Source organism: Actibacterium mucosum KCTC 23349 (assembly GCF_000647975.1).
Taxonomy (GTDB): domain Bacteria; phylum Pseudomonadota; class Alphaproteobacteria; order Rhodobacterales; family Rhodobacteraceae; genus Actibacterium; species Actibacterium mucosum.
The window spans coordinates 13,630-28,841 of record NZ_JFKE01000001.1; the positions used below are offsets into that span (position 1 = coordinate 13,630).

22 protein-coding genes are annotated in these 15,212 nt (G+C 61.1%); 7 read left to right on the forward strand and 15 right to left on the reverse strand.

The window, feature by feature from the left end; translation table 11 throughout:
- Positions 1-98: 98 nt before the first annotated feature.
- Positions 99-485 (forward strand): META domain-containing protein, encoded by a 387-nt coding sequence (locus ACMU_RS00075; RefSeq protein WP_035255014.1) that lies wholly within the window; start codon positions 99-101, stop codon positions 483-485.
- Here the strand turns inward: ACMU_RS00075 and recO are convergent.
- From recO to folK, 14 genes are all read right to left on the reverse strand, one after another.
- A complete protein-coding gene (recO, locus tag ACMU_RS00080; protein WP_035255950.1) occupies positions 476-1,201 on the reverse strand; it encodes a DNA repair protein RecO in 726 nt (241 codons plus the stop codon). The genes ACMU_RS00075 and recO overlap by 10 nt on opposite strands.
- 48 nt (positions 1,202-1,249) lie before the next feature.
- Positions 1,250-1,588 (reverse strand): DUF1491 family protein, encoded by a 339-nt coding sequence (locus ACMU_RS00085; protein WP_035255017.1) that lies wholly within the window; start codon positions 1,586-1,588, stop codon positions 1,250-1,252.
- Positions 1,578-2,486 (reverse strand): GTPase Era, encoded by a 909-nt coding sequence (era, locus tag ACMU_RS00090; RefSeq protein ID WP_035255020.1) that lies wholly within the window; start codon positions 2,484-2,486, stop codon positions 1,578-1,580. Before era ends, ACMU_RS00085 begins: the two co-directional genes overlap by 11 nt.
- A 64-nt stretch (positions 2,487-2,550) precedes the next feature.
- Complete coding sequence (gene rnc, locus ACMU_RS00095) at positions 2,551-3,231, reverse strand: ribonuclease III (RefSeq protein WP_035255023.1); 681 nt, start codon at positions 3,229-3,231, stop codon at positions 2,551-2,553.
- Positions 3,228-3,941 (reverse strand): signal peptidase I, encoded by a 714-nt coding sequence (lepB, locus tag ACMU_RS00100; protein WP_161635599.1) that lies wholly within the window; start codon positions 3,939-3,941, stop codon positions 3,228-3,230. Before lepB (ACMU_RS00100) ends, rnc begins: the two co-directional genes overlap by 4 nt.
- A gap of 21 nt (positions 3,942-3,962) precedes the next feature.
- Entirely contained in the window at positions 3,963-4,769 is an 807-nt protein-coding gene (lepB, locus tag ACMU_RS00105; protein ID WP_035255025.1) for a signal peptidase I, read from the reverse strand.
- 58 nt (positions 4,770-4,827) lie between these two features.
- Positions 4,828-5,229: a holo-ACP synthase gene (gene acpS, locus ACMU_RS00110; RefSeq protein WP_035255027.1), complete on the reverse strand. Its 402-nt coding sequence runs from the start codon at positions 5,227-5,229 to the stop codon at positions 4,828-4,830.
- A complete protein-coding gene (locus ACMU_RS00115) occupies positions 5,226-5,849 on the reverse strand; it encodes a LysE family translocator (RefSeq protein WP_035255029.1) in 624 nt (207 codons plus the stop codon). The genes acpS and ACMU_RS00115 overlap by 4 nt, the downstream gene beginning before the upstream one ends.
- A complete protein-coding gene (locus ACMU_RS00120; protein WP_035255031.1) occupies positions 5,849-6,292 on the reverse strand; it encodes an ABZJ_00895 family protein in 444 nt (147 codons plus the stop codon). Before ACMU_RS00120 ends, ACMU_RS00115 begins: the two co-directional genes overlap by 1 nt.
- The gene (locus tag ACMU_RS00125; protein WP_035255032.1) at positions 6,289-7,041 is read right to left on the reverse strand and encodes a pyridoxine 5'-phosphate synthase; all 753 of its coding nucleotides are present in this window, start codon (positions 7,039-7,041) and stop codon (positions 6,289-6,291) included. Before ACMU_RS00125 ends, ACMU_RS00120 begins: the two co-directional genes overlap by 4 nt.
- Before the next feature lie 20 nt (positions 7,042-7,061).
- On the reverse strand, positions 7,062-7,712 hold the full coding sequence (locus tag ACMU_RS00130) for a DUF2062 domain-containing protein (RefSeq protein ID WP_035255034.1): 651 nt from the start codon (positions 7,710-7,712) through the stop codon (positions 7,062-7,064).
- Between the two features lie 20 nt (positions 7,713-7,732).
- The gene (locus ACMU_RS00135) at positions 7,733-9,859 is read right to left on the reverse strand and encodes a RelA/SpoT family protein (protein ID WP_035255035.1); all 2,127 of its coding nucleotides are present in this window, start codon (positions 9,857-9,859) and stop codon (positions 7,733-7,735) included.
- Between the two features lie 27 nt (positions 9,860-9,886).
- Positions 9,887-10,240 carry a DNA-directed RNA polymerase subunit omega gene (rpoZ, locus tag ACMU_RS00140; protein WP_035255037.1) on the reverse strand — a complete coding sequence of 118 codons (354 nt, stop codon included), beginning with the start codon at positions 10,238-10,240 and terminating at the stop codon, positions 9,887-9,889.
- 79 nt (positions 10,241-10,319) lie between these two features.
- A complete protein-coding gene (folK, locus tag ACMU_RS00145; protein ID WP_081805329.1) occupies positions 10,320-10,931 on the reverse strand; it encodes a 2-amino-4-hydroxy-6-hydroxymethyldihydropteridine diphosphokinase in 612 nt (203 codons plus the stop codon).
- Between the two features lie 98 nt (positions 10,932-11,029).
- Here folK and ACMU_RS00150 point away from each other — a divergent pair, with 98 nt between their 5' ends.
- The 6 genes from ACMU_RS00150 to ACMU_RS00175 all read left to right on the forward strand — a co-directional run bounded on the left by ACMU_RS00150 (position 11,030) and on the right by ACMU_RS00175 (position 14,970).
- Positions 11,030-11,602 (forward strand): LabA-like NYN domain-containing protein, encoded by a 573-nt coding sequence (locus ACMU_RS00150; protein ID WP_035255041.1) that lies wholly within the window; start codon positions 11,030-11,032, stop codon positions 11,600-11,602.
- 93 nt (positions 11,603-11,695) lie between these two features.
- Positions 11,696-12,646 (forward strand): 4-hydroxy-3-methylbut-2-enyl diphosphate reductase, encoded by a 951-nt coding sequence (gene ispH / locus ACMU_RS00155; RefSeq protein ID WP_035255043.1) that lies wholly within the window; start codon positions 11,696-11,698, stop codon positions 12,644-12,646.
- Entirely contained in the window at positions 12,643-13,260 is a 618-nt protein-coding gene (locus ACMU_RS00160; RefSeq protein WP_035255045.1) for a class I SAM-dependent methyltransferase, read from the forward strand. Before ispH ends, ACMU_RS00160 begins: the two co-directional genes overlap by 4 nt.
- The gene (locus tag ACMU_RS00165) at positions 13,257-13,871 is read left to right on the forward strand and encodes a LysE family translocator (RefSeq protein ID WP_035255047.1); all 615 of its coding nucleotides are present in this window, start codon (positions 13,257-13,259) and stop codon (positions 13,869-13,871) included. Before ACMU_RS00160 ends, ACMU_RS00165 begins: the two co-directional genes overlap by 4 nt.
- Positions 13,871-14,338 carry a ribonuclease HI gene (gene rnhA, locus ACMU_RS00170; RefSeq protein WP_035255049.1) on the forward strand — a complete coding sequence of 156 codons (468 nt, stop codon included), beginning with the start codon at positions 13,871-13,873 and terminating at the stop codon, positions 14,336-14,338. Before ACMU_RS00165 ends, rnhA begins: the two co-directional genes overlap by 1 nt.
- Positions 14,335-14,970, forward strand: a complete 636-nt coding sequence (locus ACMU_RS00175) for a trimeric intracellular cation channel family protein (protein WP_035255051.1) — start codon at positions 14,335-14,337, stop codon at positions 14,968-14,970. Before rnhA ends, ACMU_RS00175 begins: the two co-directional genes overlap by 4 nt.
- Here ACMU_RS00175 and ACMU_RS00180 read toward each other — a convergent pair whose 3' ends face one another.
- A complete protein-coding gene (locus ACMU_RS00180) occupies positions 14,971-15,204 on the reverse strand; it encodes a hypothetical protein (RefSeq protein ID WP_081805366.1) in 234 nt (77 codons plus the stop codon).
- Between the last annotated feature and the right edge of the window lie 8 nt (positions 15,205-15,212).

Genomic DNA, 15,212 nt, shown 5'->3' on the forward strand with positions numbered 1-15,212 from the left:
GCGCAAGCGCAAGGCGAGACAAATAAAATGCGCCGCAAGGCGCGCCGCTTTGCAACAGCAGGGTTGAGCGGCACGGCTTGCGGTGAAACACTATCCGCATGAAATGGATCTTTGCCCTGCTATTGCCCGTGGCCGCTTGCGCGGGTGACGAAACGCTGACGGCTTACGCGCCGACAGGCGTCACGTTTTCCCTTTCCGAAATCGACGACGCCCCTTTCAATGCTCTAACGACAATCACTCTTGAACCCGGCGGCACGTTCAACGGGCGTGCACCCTGCAACAGCTTCTCCGGTAACATCACTGTACCTTATCCATGGTTTGCCACCGGCCGGATCGCCGCTACCCGCCGAGCTTGTGACGGTTTGCGTGAGGAACAGGATTTTTTTGCCACTCTCTCCGAAATGACCCTGTCGGAATGGAGCGGTGATCTGCTGATCCTTTCCAACGACGCGGGCCGCCAGATGGTTTTCACCGCTCAGGAATAACGCTGCAGCTGGTCAAAAAGCCGTGCCCGCGCCTCAGGCAGGGGCCGGTTCCCCAATGACGGCGCCAGCCAGACACGCAGGAAATGCCCCGTCGTGGTCAGGCCCTCAACAATTTGCGAGGCTTCCACAGGCCCTTGCCCCAACAGACAGTACGGCAGTGGCAGCAGGCGATCCGCCCACTTCCCGGCTCCTTCGGCACTGACCGCACGGCCGGTTTTCGGCGAGACATAGGCCAGATCATCCAGGCTGCCCGTTACAGCGCAGCGGGTCAGGTCCAGCCCAAAGCCGAGCTCGTCCAGCAAGGCCACCTCCCAGCGCAAATAGGCCAACGGCCAGGCGTCGGGATGGGGCAACAGATCCAACAGAACCTGCGTGCGTTGATATAGCGCCGGGTGCGCCTCACGCTCGGGCAACGAAAAGCTCAGCAGCGCGCAAATCGCGTTCAGCCCCGACAGCGCAAGACGATCGCCCAACACGTCGCCCGCACGGCTGCGCAGCGGCTCGATGGTGAATGCTCCCATATGGTCTTCAAGGCGCGCCTTCCACGTCGCCTGAACCTGCGCACCGGGTTGCAGGATCGGGGCCATCTTGCGGCTGGCCCCACCACGCACCACGCCCACGTGGCGGCCATGTTCGGCGGTAAACAGTTCGACAATCGCCGCATGTTCTCCATGCGGGCGGACTGCTAGTACCGACCCTTCATCGCGCCACTCCATGAATTCCACTATCTGCGCGGTGGCCGGGCTTCTCAAGCACCCAAATGCCTAGGACAAGCCGGGTTCGTCCAGCAAATGCCGCCCGGCGCGGTCTTCCACCTCGATCACCCACAGGTCGGGGTCAAAATCGCGCTGGCGGGCCAGGGCCGCGTCCACCTCTGCCTCGGGGCCATCGGCCAGCGTCACCCAGGCGCGTTCGCCTGACATCAGATCAAACGACCGCTGCATCGCCTGCGCGCTGCCATCCAGCCGGTTCAGTTTCACCAGAACCGCGCCGGCAGACAGGTCACCCTTGGCCGTGACAAAGGCCGGAATATCCGACAGCCGCAGCCGGGTCAGATAGGCCTGCACCCAGAACTCGGTGGTCAGACGCGCCTCAGGCGCCATCTTTGAAATCCAACCCGATCTCTGAATAGCGCTCAGCCTCTTCCAGCCAGCCGGGCCGCACCTTGACCTGCAGGAACAGGTGCACACGACGGCCCAGGAACTCTTCCAACTCAGCCCGCGCGGCGGTGCTGACCGCTTTGATTGTCTCGCCCTTATGGCCCAGAACGATGCCCTTATGCCCGTCGCGCGCCACATAGATCACCTGATCGATCCGCGCGCTGCCATCCTTGCGCTCCTCCCAACTTTCGGTTTCCACCGTCAGCTGATAGGGCAGTTCCTGATGCAGGCGCAGGGTCAGTTTCTCGCGCGTCATCTCGGCGGCGATCATGCGCATCGGCAGATCGGCGATCTGATCCTCGGGGTACAGGTACGGCCCTTCCGGCAATTCACCAGCCAGCCAGGCTTTCAGATCTTCCACCCCGTGCCCGCGCTCGGCCGAGATCATGAAGGTCTCGGCAAACTCATGCGCTTCGTTCAGTTCGGCCGACAGTGCCAGCAGCACCTCGGCCTTGACCCGGTCGATTTTGTTAATGGCCAGCGCCACCTTTTGCCCGGCTGCCGTGCGTTCGTTCATCGAATCCAAAATGGCGCGCACACCGTCGGTCAGGCCGCGATGCGCCTCGATCATCAGCACCACGATATCGGCATCCGCCGCCCCGCCCCAGGCCGCCGCGACCATCGCACGGTCCAGCCGCCGGCGTGGGCGGAAAAGGCCCGGCGTGTCGACAAACACGATCTGCGCATCCCCTTGCATCGCCACGCCGCGAATACGCGCGCGTGTCGTCTGAACCTTGTGCGTCACGATCGAAACCTTTGCCCCGACCATCCGGTTCAAAAGCGTGGATTTGCCCGCATTGGGCTCGCCGATCAAAGCGACGAAACCGGCCCGAGTTGTCATCTATGGATATACCCTGATTGAATGATCCGCCCCCTTTAACGGATCGCGCGCGCTGTGGCCAGCGCTATGCGCCAAGGGTCTGCAGCAGGGATTGCGCGGCGGTCTGTTCTGCCTGTCGTTTCGATCCGGCGGTTGCCTGCGCCATCTCGCCGCTTTCCAGCTGAACCTCGATGGTGAACACCGGGGCATGGTCAGGGCCCGAGCGGCTGATCTGCACGTATTTGGGCGGCTTCTGGCCACGGGCCTGCGCCCATTCCTGCAACGAGGTCTTGGCGTCGCGCGCGTCGGCCTTAACTGTTGCGATCCGGTCGCCCCACAGCCGCAGAACCAGCTTTTGCGCCACACCGAACCCGGCGTCTTTGTAAACGGCGGCAATCACCGCCTCCATCGCGTCGCCCAACAACGCCTCTTTGCGGCGCCCACCCGACATCATCTCGGACCGGCCCAGTTTCAGCACCGCACCAAGGTCGATCTGCCGGGCCACATCGGCGCAGGTTTCCTTGCGAACCAGCGCGTTGAACCGCGGCGCCAGCTGCCCCTCGGCCGCGTCGGTGTCGGCGGCCAGCAGCGCCTCGGACATCACCAGCCCCAGCACACGGTCGCCCAGAAATTCCAGCCGTTGGTTATCGGGGCGCGTGGCCGACGAGATCGAGCTGTGCGTCACCGCGCGCACCAGTAAATCAGGCCGTTTGAACCGGTGTCCCAACCGTTCTTCGAAGGCTTTGAGTTCGTTTGACAACTTCATTGAATCGCTTGGAGATACCGATCGCGGCGCCAGGAAAATGGATTGAACAACACCATACCCGACGAGGAAAAGATTAGAAACGGCTTACGCCCGGTCACGTTTGCAGTCGGCACGAAGCCCAAACCACCCGCGCCAACAGCCACCCGGCTGTCGAGGCTGTTGTCGCGATGATCACCCAGCAGAAACATGTGGCCCGACGGAACCTTGTAAACCGCCGTGTTGTCCAGCGAACTGTCACGCGCATCCAGGATCAGATGGGATTTACCGCTTGGCAGAATTTCTATGCTTGCCGGAGTAATGCAGTTTTGACCGTTAACCTGCCCGCACATAGGCATCCCGCCCGACAAATCGTGCCGCCGGAAGGCCCTGACAAAGTCATCCTTGGGTTCATAAGCAAGTGGTGCGCCATTTAGGATCACCGCCCCATCCACAATTTGGACGCTGTCACCTTCCAACGCGATGATCCGTTTGATCCACTCGCCGCCCCGGGTCGGATGCTGAAAAACAACAATTTCACCGCGTTCCAGCGGACCTTTGTTGTGACGCGATACGATCAAGTAATCCCCGACGCGCAGACTTGGGACCATGGAAGCCGAAGGAATCCAGAACGGTTCATAGAAAGCGCGCAGGGAAAGGACGGACACCAGAAACAGCATACCTGCGGTTGCAACCGGCCAGATCCAGCGGCTCTTTTTGTGGCTATTCGTCACCGAAACCTGCCCTGGCTTTTGTCACTCGATCTTTTTGAAGAACCGGTCACCGCGCCACGTCCAGAAATAGAACAGCGACTTGCCGGCAGACGAGAACATGACGCGATCGGCACGGCCTATCAGCAGATCTTCGTGCGCGTAGCCGACGCCACCGCCCAGTTGCGAGAACCGGCTGTCGGTGGAATTGTCGCGATTGTCCCCCATGAAAAAGTAATGCTGGGCCGGAACGGTGAATACCTGCGTATTGTCTGACGGCTGGTTCACGATGTTCAGAATTGAGTGTTCGACCCCGTTGGGCAGGGTCTCGATGAACTTCTCTTTTTGACAAATCGCGCCGTCGCCAACAGGAATGTTGTCGAAACAGCGAACCGGGGAACGCTGCGGTCCCTGTGCCCTCGAGATCTCCTCGAAAAAGCCATCTGGCTCGGTCTTAAGCGCTGTACCATTGATATGCAGCACCCCGTCGATCATTTGGATTTTGTCGCCGGGTTTGCCGATCAGGCGCTTAATGTAGTCAACCTTCGAAGTCGGGTGTTTAAACACCACAACGTCACCCACCTCGGGTTCGCTGGACAGGACACGTCCTTTGACGAAGGGGCAGAAGCTGACATTGACCAGAGGGATTTCGCAGGAATATTGCGAATAACCATAGGCCATCTTGTTCACGAACAGAAAATCACCGATCAGCAGTGTGTCTTTCATGGATCCCGACGGAATCCAAAAAGGCTGAAAGAAAAACGCGCGGAATATTCCTGCGATCAAAAGTGCATAGAAGACTTGTTTGATCGTATCTACAATGCCGCCCTCGGCCTTGTCCGTACTCGCCATGAAATGACTTCCTGCCTGAATTTGTTCCAAAGCTACATGAGCGGCCTTTGGGGCCAAGTCAACCCACCGGTCGGGCCTCGATCACCACGAAGGCCTGCGCCCATGGATGGTCATCGGTCAGGGTGACGTGGATGATGGCTGTGTGCCCGGGGGGCGTCATCTCAGCCAGCCGTTCCGCAGCCCAGCCGGTGACATGCATTATCGGCTGTCCGGTTTCCAGGTTGCTAACGGCCATATCTTTCCACGAGATCCCCATGCGCAGGCCGGTACCCAGCGCTTTGGAGCATGCCTCTTTCGCGGCCCAGCGCTTGGCATAGGTGCCCGCAGTGTCGGCGCGGTGTTCGGCCTTGCGCTGTTCACGCTCGGTAAAAACGCGGTTACGGAACCGGTCACCAAACCGGTCCAGCGTGCCCTGGATGCGTTCGATATTCGCAAGGTCCGTGCCAATGCCCAGGATCATTCGGCGCGCACCGTCAAAATCTTCAGGCTGGCCGCCCCAAAGAGCAGGGCAAAGGCACCCTCGAACCACCGGCGCGCGGCGGCGTAAAGGCGCACAACCCCGCCGGTGGAAAACAGGAAGGCATAGCCGATGAACACCAGGATCGACCCGGCAAAGAGATAGGCAAACAGGCCAAAGACCTGCGCCATGCCGGCATCGGGCGGTAAGACCAGCGCATAGATCGCTCCCCAGCTGAGGATCGCCTTGGGGTTGGTCAGGTGGATCAGCGCGCCCTTGGTGAAGATCGCCACGGGCGTGCCGGTTTGGGCGCGACCTTCGAACATCGGTTTCGTGGTCATGGCCGAGCGCAGGGATTTCACTGCCAGGAACAAAAGATACGCGGCGCCTGCGTATTTCACTGCAGCGAAAAGCCAGGCATGGGCCAGCATCAGCGTGCTCATCCCCAGGGCCGCGGCTATGCCCCAGCTGGCGCTGCCGGCAAGAATGCCCAGCGCAAAATACACCCCGTTGCGCCGCCCGCCCTGCATGGACGTGCCTGCAATGCCCAAGGTCGCCGGGCCGGGTGACCCACCGGCCACAACCCAGCCGATCCAGACCAGAACCAGCTCGACCCCCGGCATCAGCGTTTCGCCTTCTTCGCCTGGTTTCGACGTTCCGATTTATAGCCAATGCCCCAGAACAGGCGGCTCATCAAAACACCCAATCCGGCAAAGCCCAGCACCAGCGCCAGCAACAGCAAAGGGTTGGTGTTGGCCAGAAGGCTGCGTCCCAGCGGGTTGGCAATGAAGGGCAAAGCAAGGATGAAACTGCCCGCGATACCAAGTAGCCCCATGACAACCGACCCGCGCCAGATCGTACCGTTTTCGGGTTGAACATCGGATTTGCGTGCGTGCCGCTGCCCCTCGACCGAGGCGGCGACAAAGTACGGGATCAACGACATGCCGGCGTTGCGGATGTTGGTGCCGGTCGCCGCCTCGATCGCCATCAAAGCCACTGCAACCGCAATGGTGGAGCCGATGAAGACCAACAGGAACCGGCCGGATTTCAGGGGAAGATCGTTCATGTTCGGGCCTCGTCAATCAAACGGCGCATTTCGGCGATGGCGGGGGTGAGGCCGCGAAAGATGGCCTCGCCGATCAGGAAATGGCCGATATTCAGTTCCACCAGCTCGGGAAAGGCCGCCACGGGGCCAACATTGTCATAGGTCAGCCCGTGGCCCGCATGCACTTCCAGCCCCAGCGAATGGGCAAAGCTTGCCATCTCGCGCAGCGCGGTCAGTTCAGTCTGCATGTCCGCGTCACGACCTTCGGCCTGCGCGTCACAATACCCACCGGTATGCAGTTCAACAACTTGTGCACCGATGCGATTGGCGGCCTCGATCTGGCGCGCGTCGGCGGCAATAAAGATCGACACCCGGCAACCCGCTTCGCGCAGCGGCGCGATGAAATGTGCCAGCCGGTTTTCGTCCTGCGCCACATCCAGACCGCCCTCGGTCGTGCGTTCCTCGCGCTTTTCGGGCACGATGCAAACGGCATGCGGTTTGTGGCGCAAGGCAATTTCCTGCATCTCGGCCGTTGCTGCCATTTCAAAGTTCAGCGGGCCTTTCAGCGCCTCCATCAACCCCTCGATATCGGCGTCCGAGATATGGCGGCGGTCCTCGCGCAGATGCGCCGTAATGCCATCCGCACCCGCCTCTTCGGCCATGATCGCGGCCCGGATCGGGTCGGGATAGGCACTGCCGCGGGCGTTGCGCACGGTGGCCACATGATCAATGTTCACACCCAGCCGCACATGAGGTTTGGTGGCCAGCATCTTAATCTCCTGTCGATGAATTACCCGGCGTCGTCCTGCTGTTCAGCAAGCTTTGCCTGACGCTCAAGTTCAAGCTTTTTCTGTATGCGCGCCGTGCGATGTTTTTGATAGGCGGTGACAACTGGCAACGACAGGTAATAGGCGACAAGGGCCGCCACGATCCCCGGCGCGATCCCACCGACAAGGTAGGGCAGAAACACCTCGTCATAGAACACGGCCAGGTTATCCCAATGCGCCTCGCGATCGGTGAACAGCGCAATCAGGTTGCGCCAGAGATCGGCCGCGGCACCAAAAAAGGTTTCGACCAACGTGCCGTCAACCTCTTGCCGCGCTTCGGTGCCACGCAGGAAGTGACCCACTTTCAACGAAATGACACCAATGGGGATATAGGTCAGCGGGTTACCAAAAAACGTCGACGCCAGCGCAGCCAGGATGTTGCCGTTCATCAGGCGCGCAATCAGCGCAGCAATGACAAAATGCAGGCCATAAAACGGTGTGAAGGTCGTAAAAACGCCCGCAAAGACACCGCGCGCAATGCGTTCGGGGCTGTCCGGCAACCGTCGGACGCGGTGACGCAGATACTGAAAGGCGCGGCCCCAGCCGCCCCGCGGCCACAGAAAATCTGCGGCGATCTGCCATGCACTGCGTTTTTCACGCCGTTTGAAAACCAAGCCCCTGGTCCTTTGGTAACTTAGGGTTTGCGCCCTATGTCGTTGTAGCGGAACAGATCAGCGACGTTGCTGTCCGCCTCGAGAGCGGTCATGACCGCGTGCAGATGTTCGACATCCCGCAGTTCGATATCGACCAGCAACTTGAAGAAATCATGCTTTTTGTCGGTGAAATGCATGTCTGCAATATTCGCCTTTTGCTCGCCGATCAATGTGCAGATTCGTCCCAGTACACCTGCGTCGTTGGAAATCGTGATGCTGAGCGTCACTGCATAGGCTGCCTTGTGGCGCCCCGTGTGCCAGGCCAAATCGATCCAACGCTCTGGTGTGCTTTCCAGTTCGGCCAACGCGGGGCAGTCGATGGCGTGCACCACCACGCCGCGCCCGCGATAGGTGATGCCAACGATCCGCTCTCCGGGCACCGGCTGACAGCACTGCGCGCGGCTGAAATTCTGGTCGGACGACAGGCCAACGACAGCTCGTTCAGCATCGATTGCCTCGCCAGACTTCTCGGCCAGATTGGGATACAGAACGTCCAAAACGTCCTGCGCCCTGAGCTCGGCACTGCCCAGCCGGGCAAGCACTTCGTCGGCACCTTCCAGCGCCAGTTTGTCAGCAGCAGTTTTAAGCGCCTTGTCGGTGGATTTCTTACCCACATGTTCAAACGCCACGCGGGCCAGTTCGCGCCCCAGCCGGATGAACCGTTCGCGGTCTTCCTCGCGCAGCGACTTGCGGATCGCGGCCTTGGCGCGCCCCGTGACAACGATATCCACCCAGGTGGCCTGCGGGGTCTGGCCTTCGGCGGTGATGATCTCGACCGACTGACCGTTTTTCAGCCGCGTCCAAAGCGGCACGCGGATATTGTCAACCTTGGCGCCCACGCAGCTGTCGCCGATGCGGGTGTGGATCGAATAGGCATAGTCCAGCGGCGTCGCACCCTTGGGCAGCTTGACCACGTCACCCTTGGGCGTGAAGCAGAACACCTGATCCGAATACATCTCGAGCTTGACGTTTTCGAGGAATTCGTCGTGATCGTCGGCGCCGCTGAAACGTTCGTTGAGGCTGGCCAGCCATTTTGCCGGGTCCACGGCAAAGGGGTTCTCGGCCCGCACACCGTCGCGATAGGACCAATGCGCCGCCACACCGGCCTCGGCCACCTCGTGCATCTGGCGGGTGCGGATCTGCACCTCGACCCGCTTGCCATCGCGGCCCGACACCGTCGCGTGGATCGAGCGATAGCCGTTCGATTTCGGCTGACTGATGTAATCCTTGAACCGCCCGGGCACAGCCCGCCACCGCCGGTGGATCGCGCCCAGCACGCGATAGCAATCGGCATCAGACTGGGTGATCACGCGGAACCCATAGATATCGGACAGGCGCGAGAAACCCTGGTTCTTCTCCTGCATCTTGCGCCAGATCGAATAAGGTTTCTTGGCGCGGCCGAATACGTCGGCGTCGATGCCTTCACGGTCCAGCTCGGTGCGGATGTCCTGTGTGATCTGGTGCACCACGTCGCCGGTTTCGCGCTGCAGCGTGATAAACCGCCGGATGATCGAGCTGCGCCCTTCGGGGTTCAGCACGCGAAAGGCCAGGTCTTCCAGCTCTTCACGCATCCACTGCATGCCCATACGACCGGCCAGCGGCGCGAAGATATCCATCGTTTCGCGGGCCTTCTGGGCCTGCTTTTCGGGACGCATCGACCGGATGGTGCGCATGTTGTGCAGGCGGTCAGCCAGCTTGACCAGGATCACGCGCAAGTCTTTGGACATCGCCATGAACAGCTTGCGGAAGTTTTCGGCCTGCTTGGTCTCGGTCGAACTGAGCTGCAGATTGGTCAGCTTGGTCACACCATCGACTAGCTGCGCAACCTCGTCACCGAACCGATTGGCAATCTCGCCGTAGGTCGATTTGGTGTCTTCTATCGTGTCGTGCAGCAGCGCGGTGATGATGGTGGCGTCGTCCAACCGCATCTCGGTCAGGATCGCGGCGACCGCGACGGGATGCGTGAAATACGGGTCGCCAGAGTGGCGAAACTGACCCTCGTGCATGCGCTCGCCATAGTCGAACGCCTGCCGGATCAGTTCTTCGTTGGTTTTCGGATTATAGGTGCGAACCAGAGAAATCAGGTCGTCGACGGTGATCCTCTGCATACGCTCCTGGTCCGTTTCGGTTGTGGCTTAGCGCTGGCCCTGGGCTTCCATCAGGGCGCGCAGCAGTTTCTCTTCGGACATGTCGTCCTGTGCCGGCTTGTCGGCCTCGCTGCCCATCAGCAAAGCCATGGAATCTTCTTCCGGCTCGTCCACCTCGATCTGGGTCTGGTTGCTTTCAATCAGACGCTCACGCAGATCGTCGGCCTGCTGGGTCTCTTCTGCGATCTCGCGCAGCGAAACGACCGGGTTTTTGTCGTTGTCGCGATCCACCGTCAGGGGCGAACCTGCCGAGATCTCGCGCGCACGGTGGGCGGCAAGCATCACCAGCTCGAACCGGTTCGGAACCTTGTCAACGCAATCTTCAACCGTCACGCGGGCCATTGAGATCTCCAATCCAACAGGAAAACTAGAAAGGACTACTTATTTCCTTCGCCTAGGGTTGACAAGCCCCGGTTCCGATTTAGCCCGGCAAAAGCGAGATTTCGGCGCGATCTTTTTCAGAAAGCGCCTCCAGCATCTGCGAAACCGTCAATCCGGACACCGGATGGGACCAATCCGGTGCTATCTCGGCCAATGGAACAAGGACAAACGCGCGATCCTGGATGCGGGGATGGGGAAGAATCAGCTTGTCGGGAGCACGTGTCGCCTGCAACCCGGGATCAAGATCGTGCCATTCTTGAAACCCCGCCAAATCCGGCGCGACTTGACTGCCCAGAAACAGCAGGTCCATATCCAGCGTCCGTGACGCCCAACGTTGCACCCGTTCACGGCCAAAATAAGCTTCGACGTGGTGAACGTGGTTCAACAATTCTGTCGCTGAATATTTTGTTTCAACCATCACTGCGGCGTTCACATAGTCGGGTCCTGCCCCGGGTGGAAAGCACGGCGTCGCGTAAAATCCGCTTACGGACGAAATCTTTACCGAATCATTCGCCAAATGGGTCAGAGCGGCGCGCATCGTCTGCTGGGGAGTTCCATAAAGTGACGCTACGTTAGCACCCATAGCAATGGCCGCTTTATCGCTAAATGACGCTTTTATGAAGCTGGAATCGGGTGCTTGGGCTTGCGACATGACTGTGTATAACTTACCTCCATGCGACGTTCTGCACGCCAATAGGCGCTTTTGTCCACCACTCACACTTGCAGACCGTATTGTCGAAAGGAAATTTGATGTTCTATCGAGACGAACGGCTCGCGCTGTTCATCGACGGCTCCAATCTGTACGCCGCCGCCAAGGCGCTGGGGTTTGATATCGACTATAAGTTGCTGCGGCAGGAATTTATGCACCGTGGCAAACTTCTGCGCGCGTTCTATTACACTGCGTTGCTGGAGAATGACGAGTATTCGCCGATCCGTCCGCTGGTCGACTGGCTGCATTACAACGGCTTCACCATGGTGACAAAGCCCGCCAAGGAATACACCGACAGCCAGGGCCGCCGTAAGGTCAAAGGCAATATGGATATTGAACTGACGGTCAATGCATTAGAGCTTGCGCCGCATGTTGACCATATCGTGTTGTTCTCAGGCGATGGCGATTTCCGCCCGCTGGTCGAAAGCCTGCAGCGTCAGGGCGTGCGCGTATCTGTTGTATCAACCATCCGCAGCCAGCCGCCGATGATTGCCGACGAACTGCGCCGCCAGGCCGACAATTTCATCGAACTGGACGAGCTGCGCGACGTTGTTGGCCGCCCTCCGCGCGAACCGCGCGACAATGGCCAAGAACTGGTGCGCGAAGACAGCTGACCGCATCACCCGCCTGAACGCGGGTGGTGAAACTGTTTTGCCGCAGCTTGAGGGGGCTGGACCTGCGGGGCACATGGAACTACCTGTGTCCTCATGACCAAGCCTGCCCTCACCCTTTACCTTGCCGCCCCGCGCGGGTTCTGCGCCGGCGTTGACCGCGCCATCAAGATCGTCGAGATGGCCCTGCAAAAATGGGGGGCGCCAGTCTATGTGCGCCACGAGATTGTCCACAACAAGTTTGTCGTCGACGGGCTGCGCGACAAGGGCGCGGTCTTTGTTGAAGAGCTTGAAGATTGCCCCGATGACCGCCCGGTGATCTTTTCCGCCCACGGCGTGCCCAAGGCGGTACCGGCCGAGGCGGCGCGCCGCCAGATGGTGTTTGTTGACGCCACCTGCCCCCTGGTCAGCAAAGTGCATATCGAGGCCGAGCGTCACGCCGCAAACGGTTTGCAAATGGTGATGATCGGCCATGCGGGCCACCCAGAGACCATCGGCACCATGGGGCAGTTGCCTGATGGCGAGGTGCTGTTGGTTGAAACCGTCGCCGATGTCGCTGGCCTGAAGGTGCGCGACCCCGCCAAGCTGGCCTTTATTACGCAGACCACCCTGTCGGTGGATGACACCGCCGATATCGTGACCGCCCTGCAGGCGCGGTTCCCGGCCATCGTTGGCCCGCATAAGGAAGATATCTGCTACGCCACCACCAACCGCCAAGCCGCCGTCAAGGCCATCGCGCCCAAGGCCGACGCCTTGCTTGTGATCGGCGCGCCGAACTCGTCGAACTCCAAACGCCTGGTCGAGGTTGGCGCGGCGGCCGGCTGCAACTATGCGCAACTGGTGCAGCGGGCTGACAACATCGACTGGCGCGCGCTGGACGGCATCACCTCGGTCGGCATCACCGCCGGGGCCTCGGCGCCCGAGGTGTTGGTGAACGAGGTGATCGACGCCTTCCGCGCGCGTTTCGACGTGACGCTGGAAATGGTGGAAACCGCGCAGGAAAACGTTGAATTCAAAGTGCCGCGCGTGCTGCGCGAACCGGCATGAGCGATGACGAGACCCTCGCGGTCTACGCCTCGGCCGCCGGAACCTATGCCAACAAATTCGCCGCCGACGGCGCGCGCCGCAATGCCGAGTTTGACCGGTTCGTTGGTTTCATGCCCCCCGGTGGCCGGGTGTTGGACTATGGCTGCGGGCCGGGCCATTGGGCGGCCGCGTTTCGCGATGCGGGGCTGAATGTCGACGCCACCGATGCCTCGCCCCAGATGGCGGCGACGGCCATGGAAAAATTCGGCATCGACGTGCGCGTGGAACCCTTCGAGGCGCTGAATGCCGAGGCGCTCTATGACGGTATCTGGGCGCATTTCAGCCTGCTGCACGCCACCCGCGCCGAGTTTCCCAGCCATCTGGCCCGGATCAAACGGGCGGTAAAACCGGGGGGCTATATCCTGCTGGGCCTGAAACTGGGCACGGGCGAGGGTCGCGACAGGCTGGGCCGGTTTTACACCTATTACGGTCAGGACGAGCTGTCCGGTTTGCTGACCCACGCCGGGTTTACCCCGATCCACGCCCGCACCGGCAGCGAGGCGGGATTGTCGGGCGAGGTGTCCGACTTTATCCTGCTGACGGCGCATTCCAACATCGACGAGGCCCCCGCATGATCTCGACCCAATTCCTGCTGACCGCTTTGGTCGTTGTGCTGATCCCCGGCACCGGCGTGGTTTATACGCTGGCCGTGGCCCTGGGCCAGGGACGGCGCGCCGCGATCTGGGCCGCGTTGGGCTGCACCTTCGGGATTGTGCCGCATCTGCTGGCCGCCGCCCTTGGGCTGGCCGCCGTGCTGCATGCCAGCGCGCTGTTGTTCCAGATCGTCAAATTCGCCGGGGTGGCCTATCTGCTGTACCTCGCATGGCAGGCCCTGCGCGAGGGTGGAGTGTTGCGGATCGACGACCGTCCGCAGGCCGAGGGGGGCTGGCGCATTGCTCGGCGTGCCGCGCTGATCAACATTCTGAACCCGAAATTGTCGGTGTTTTTCCTGGCCCTGCTGCCGCCGTTCCTCAGCGGTGACGCGGCGCGGGCGACCTCGGAAATGGCGCTGTTGGGCGGGGTGTTTATGGCGCTGACCTTTGGGATTTTTGTTCTTTACGGCCTGTTCGCCGCCACGGCCCGCACGCGCCTATTGGCCTCGCAAACTGCGATGCGCTGGCTCAGCCGGGGCTTTGCGGCGGTCTTTGCCCTGCTTGCCGGCCGTTTGGCGTTGGAGCGCGCGTGATGGCGGACCTTTACGCCTATACCGATGGGGCGTGTTCGGGAAATCCGGGGCCGGGCGGCTGGGGCGTTTTGCTGCTGGCCAAGGATGGCGACGCGGTGGTTAAGGAGCGCACGCTGAACGGCGGTGAGGCCGCGACCACCAATAACCGGATGGAGCTGATGGCGGCGATATCCGCGCTGGAAAGCCTGACCCGGCCCAGCGCCATCACCGTTGTGACCGACAGTGCTTATGTCAAAAACGGCGTGACCGGCTGGATCCATGGCTGGAAGCGCAACGGCTGGAAAACCGCATCCAAGAAACCGGTGAAAAATGTCGAGCTGTGGCAGCGTCTGGATGACGCGCAAGCCCGCCACACGGTCACCTGGGAATGGGTCAAGGGCCATGCCGGCCACCCGGAAAACGAACGCGCCGATGAGCTGGCGCGCGAAGGTATGGCGCCGTTTAAGCCGGCCAAGGCGGCCTCGTGACGCTGACCGTCGCGCTGGACCTGGCGGCGGTGTTTGTCTTTGCGTTGACCGGGGCGCTGACAGCCAGCCGGGCGCAGCTGGACATTGTCGGCTTCATTTTCATCGCCGCGCTGACGGCTGTGGGCGGTGGCACGCTGCGCGATTTGTTCCTTGGCCGGGTGCCCGTCTTTTGGGTGGTTGATCCCATCTATATCGGCGTGATCGCCGTCGGCGCTTTGTTGGTCTTTGTCACCGCGCATCTGTTGGAAAGCCGTTATCGCGCCATCCTGTGGCTGGACGCGGCGGCTTTGGCCGTGGCGGTACCGGCGGGCGTGAACGTGGCGATAACGCTGAACCACGGGCCGGCAGTGGTGGTGATGATGGGGATCGTGACGGGCTGTTTCGGCGGGCTGATGCGCGACGTGGTCTGCAACGAGGTGCCTCTGGTCCTGCGCAAGGGCGAGCTTTACGTGACCGCCGCCTTTGCCGGCGGGATCGCGGCTGCGCTGGCGCTTTATCTGGGGCAGTCGGGGCCGTTGGCGTTGCTGATCTGCGCGGGGGTCACGTTTCTGCTGCGGTCGGGCAGCATGCTGTTTGGCTGGTCTTTGCCGGCCTATAAATCGCGCCCGCCCAGGGACGGGCCGCGCGGCTGATCACTTGCGCCAATGCGTGGGCACAATCACCAGCGCCCCGATCGACGACAAGATCGCATTCACACCCGGCGAGCCGAAGCTGACCCCGAACATCGCGCCGACGAAAAAGAACACAAACGCCCCGCCGATGCAGATGATCATCGAGGGCAGATAGCCGTTATGCGTCCATCCGGTATGTTCCGAGATATAGCCCACCAGCCCCGCGATAAAGAATGTGCCGATCAGGCTGAACATGAAAAACA

Bases quoted from the DNA above. Each gene is read 5' to 3' on its own strand.
- ACMU_RS00125 (WP_035255032.1), bottom strand. From the start codon at position 7,041: ATGCTGGCCACCAAACCTCATGTGCGGCTGGGTGTGAACATTGATCAT.
- ACMU_RS00180 (WP_081805366.1), bottom strand. From the start codon at position 15,204: ATGTTCAGCCTGATCGGCACATTCTTTATCGCGGGGCTGGTGGGCTAT.
- rnhA (WP_035255049.1), top strand. From the start codon at position 13,871: ATGGCGGACCTTTACGCCTATACCGATGGGGCGTGTTCGGGAAATCCG.
- acpS (WP_035255027.1), bottom strand. From the start codon at position 5,229: ATGATCCTGGGCATTGGCACGGACCTTGCGAATATCGAACGCATCCAG.
- era (WP_035255020.1), bottom strand. From the start codon at position 2,486: ATGACAACTCGGGCCGGTTTCGTCGCTTTGATCGGCGAGCCCAATGCG.
- ACMU_RS00165 (WP_035255047.1), top strand. From the start codon at position 13,257: ATGATCTCGACCCAATTCCTGCTGACCGCTTTGGTCGTTGTGCTGATC.
- recO (WP_035255950.1), bottom strand. From the start codon at position 1,201: ATGGAGTGGCGCGATGAAGGGTCGGTACTAGCAGTCCGCCCGCATGGA.
- lepB (WP_035255025.1), bottom strand. From the start codon at position 4,769: ATGGCGAGTACGGACAAGGCCGAGGGCGGCATTGTAGATACGATCAAA.
- ispH (WP_035255043.1), top strand. From the start codon at position 11,696: ATGACCAAGCCTGCCCTCACCCTTTACCTTGCCGCCCCGCGCGGGTTC.
- ACMU_RS00150 (WP_035255041.1), top strand. From the start codon at position 11,030: ATGTTCTATCGAGACGAACGGCTCGCGCTGTTCATCGACGGCTCCAAT.
- folK (WP_081805329.1), bottom strand. From the start codon at position 10,931: ATGTCGCAAGCCCAAGCACCCGATTCCAGCTTCATAAAAGCGTCATTT.
- ACMU_RS00115 (WP_035255029.1), bottom strand. From the start codon at position 5,849: ATGCCGGGGGTCGAGCTGGTTCTGGTCTGGATCGGCTGGGTTGTGGCC.
- rpoZ (WP_035255037.1), bottom strand. From the start codon at position 10,240: ATGGCCCGCGTGACGGTTGAAGATTGCGTTGACAAGGTTCCGAACCGG.
- ACMU_RS00160 (WP_035255045.1), top strand. From the start codon at position 12,643: ATGAGCGATGACGAGACCCTCGCGGTCTACGCCTCGGCCGCCGGAACC.
- ACMU_RS00120 (WP_035255031.1), bottom strand. From the start codon at position 6,292: ATGAACGATCTTCCCCTGAAATCCGGCCGGTTCCTGTTGGTCTTCATC.
- ACMU_RS00075 (WP_035255014.1), top strand. From the start codon at position 99: ATGAAATGGATCTTTGCCCTGCTATTGCCCGTGGCCGCTTGCGCGGGT.
- rnc (WP_035255023.1), bottom strand. From the start codon at position 3,231: ATGAAGTTGTCAAACGAACTCAAAGCCTTCGAAGAACGGTTGGGACAC.
- ACMU_RS00135 (WP_035255035.1), bottom strand. From the start codon at position 9,859: ATGCAGAGGATCACCGTCGACGACCTGATTTCTCTGGTTCGCACCTAT.
- ACMU_RS00085 (WP_035255017.1), bottom strand. From the start codon at position 1,588: ATGGCGCCTGAGGCGCGTCTGACCACCGAGTTCTGGGTGCAGGCCTAT.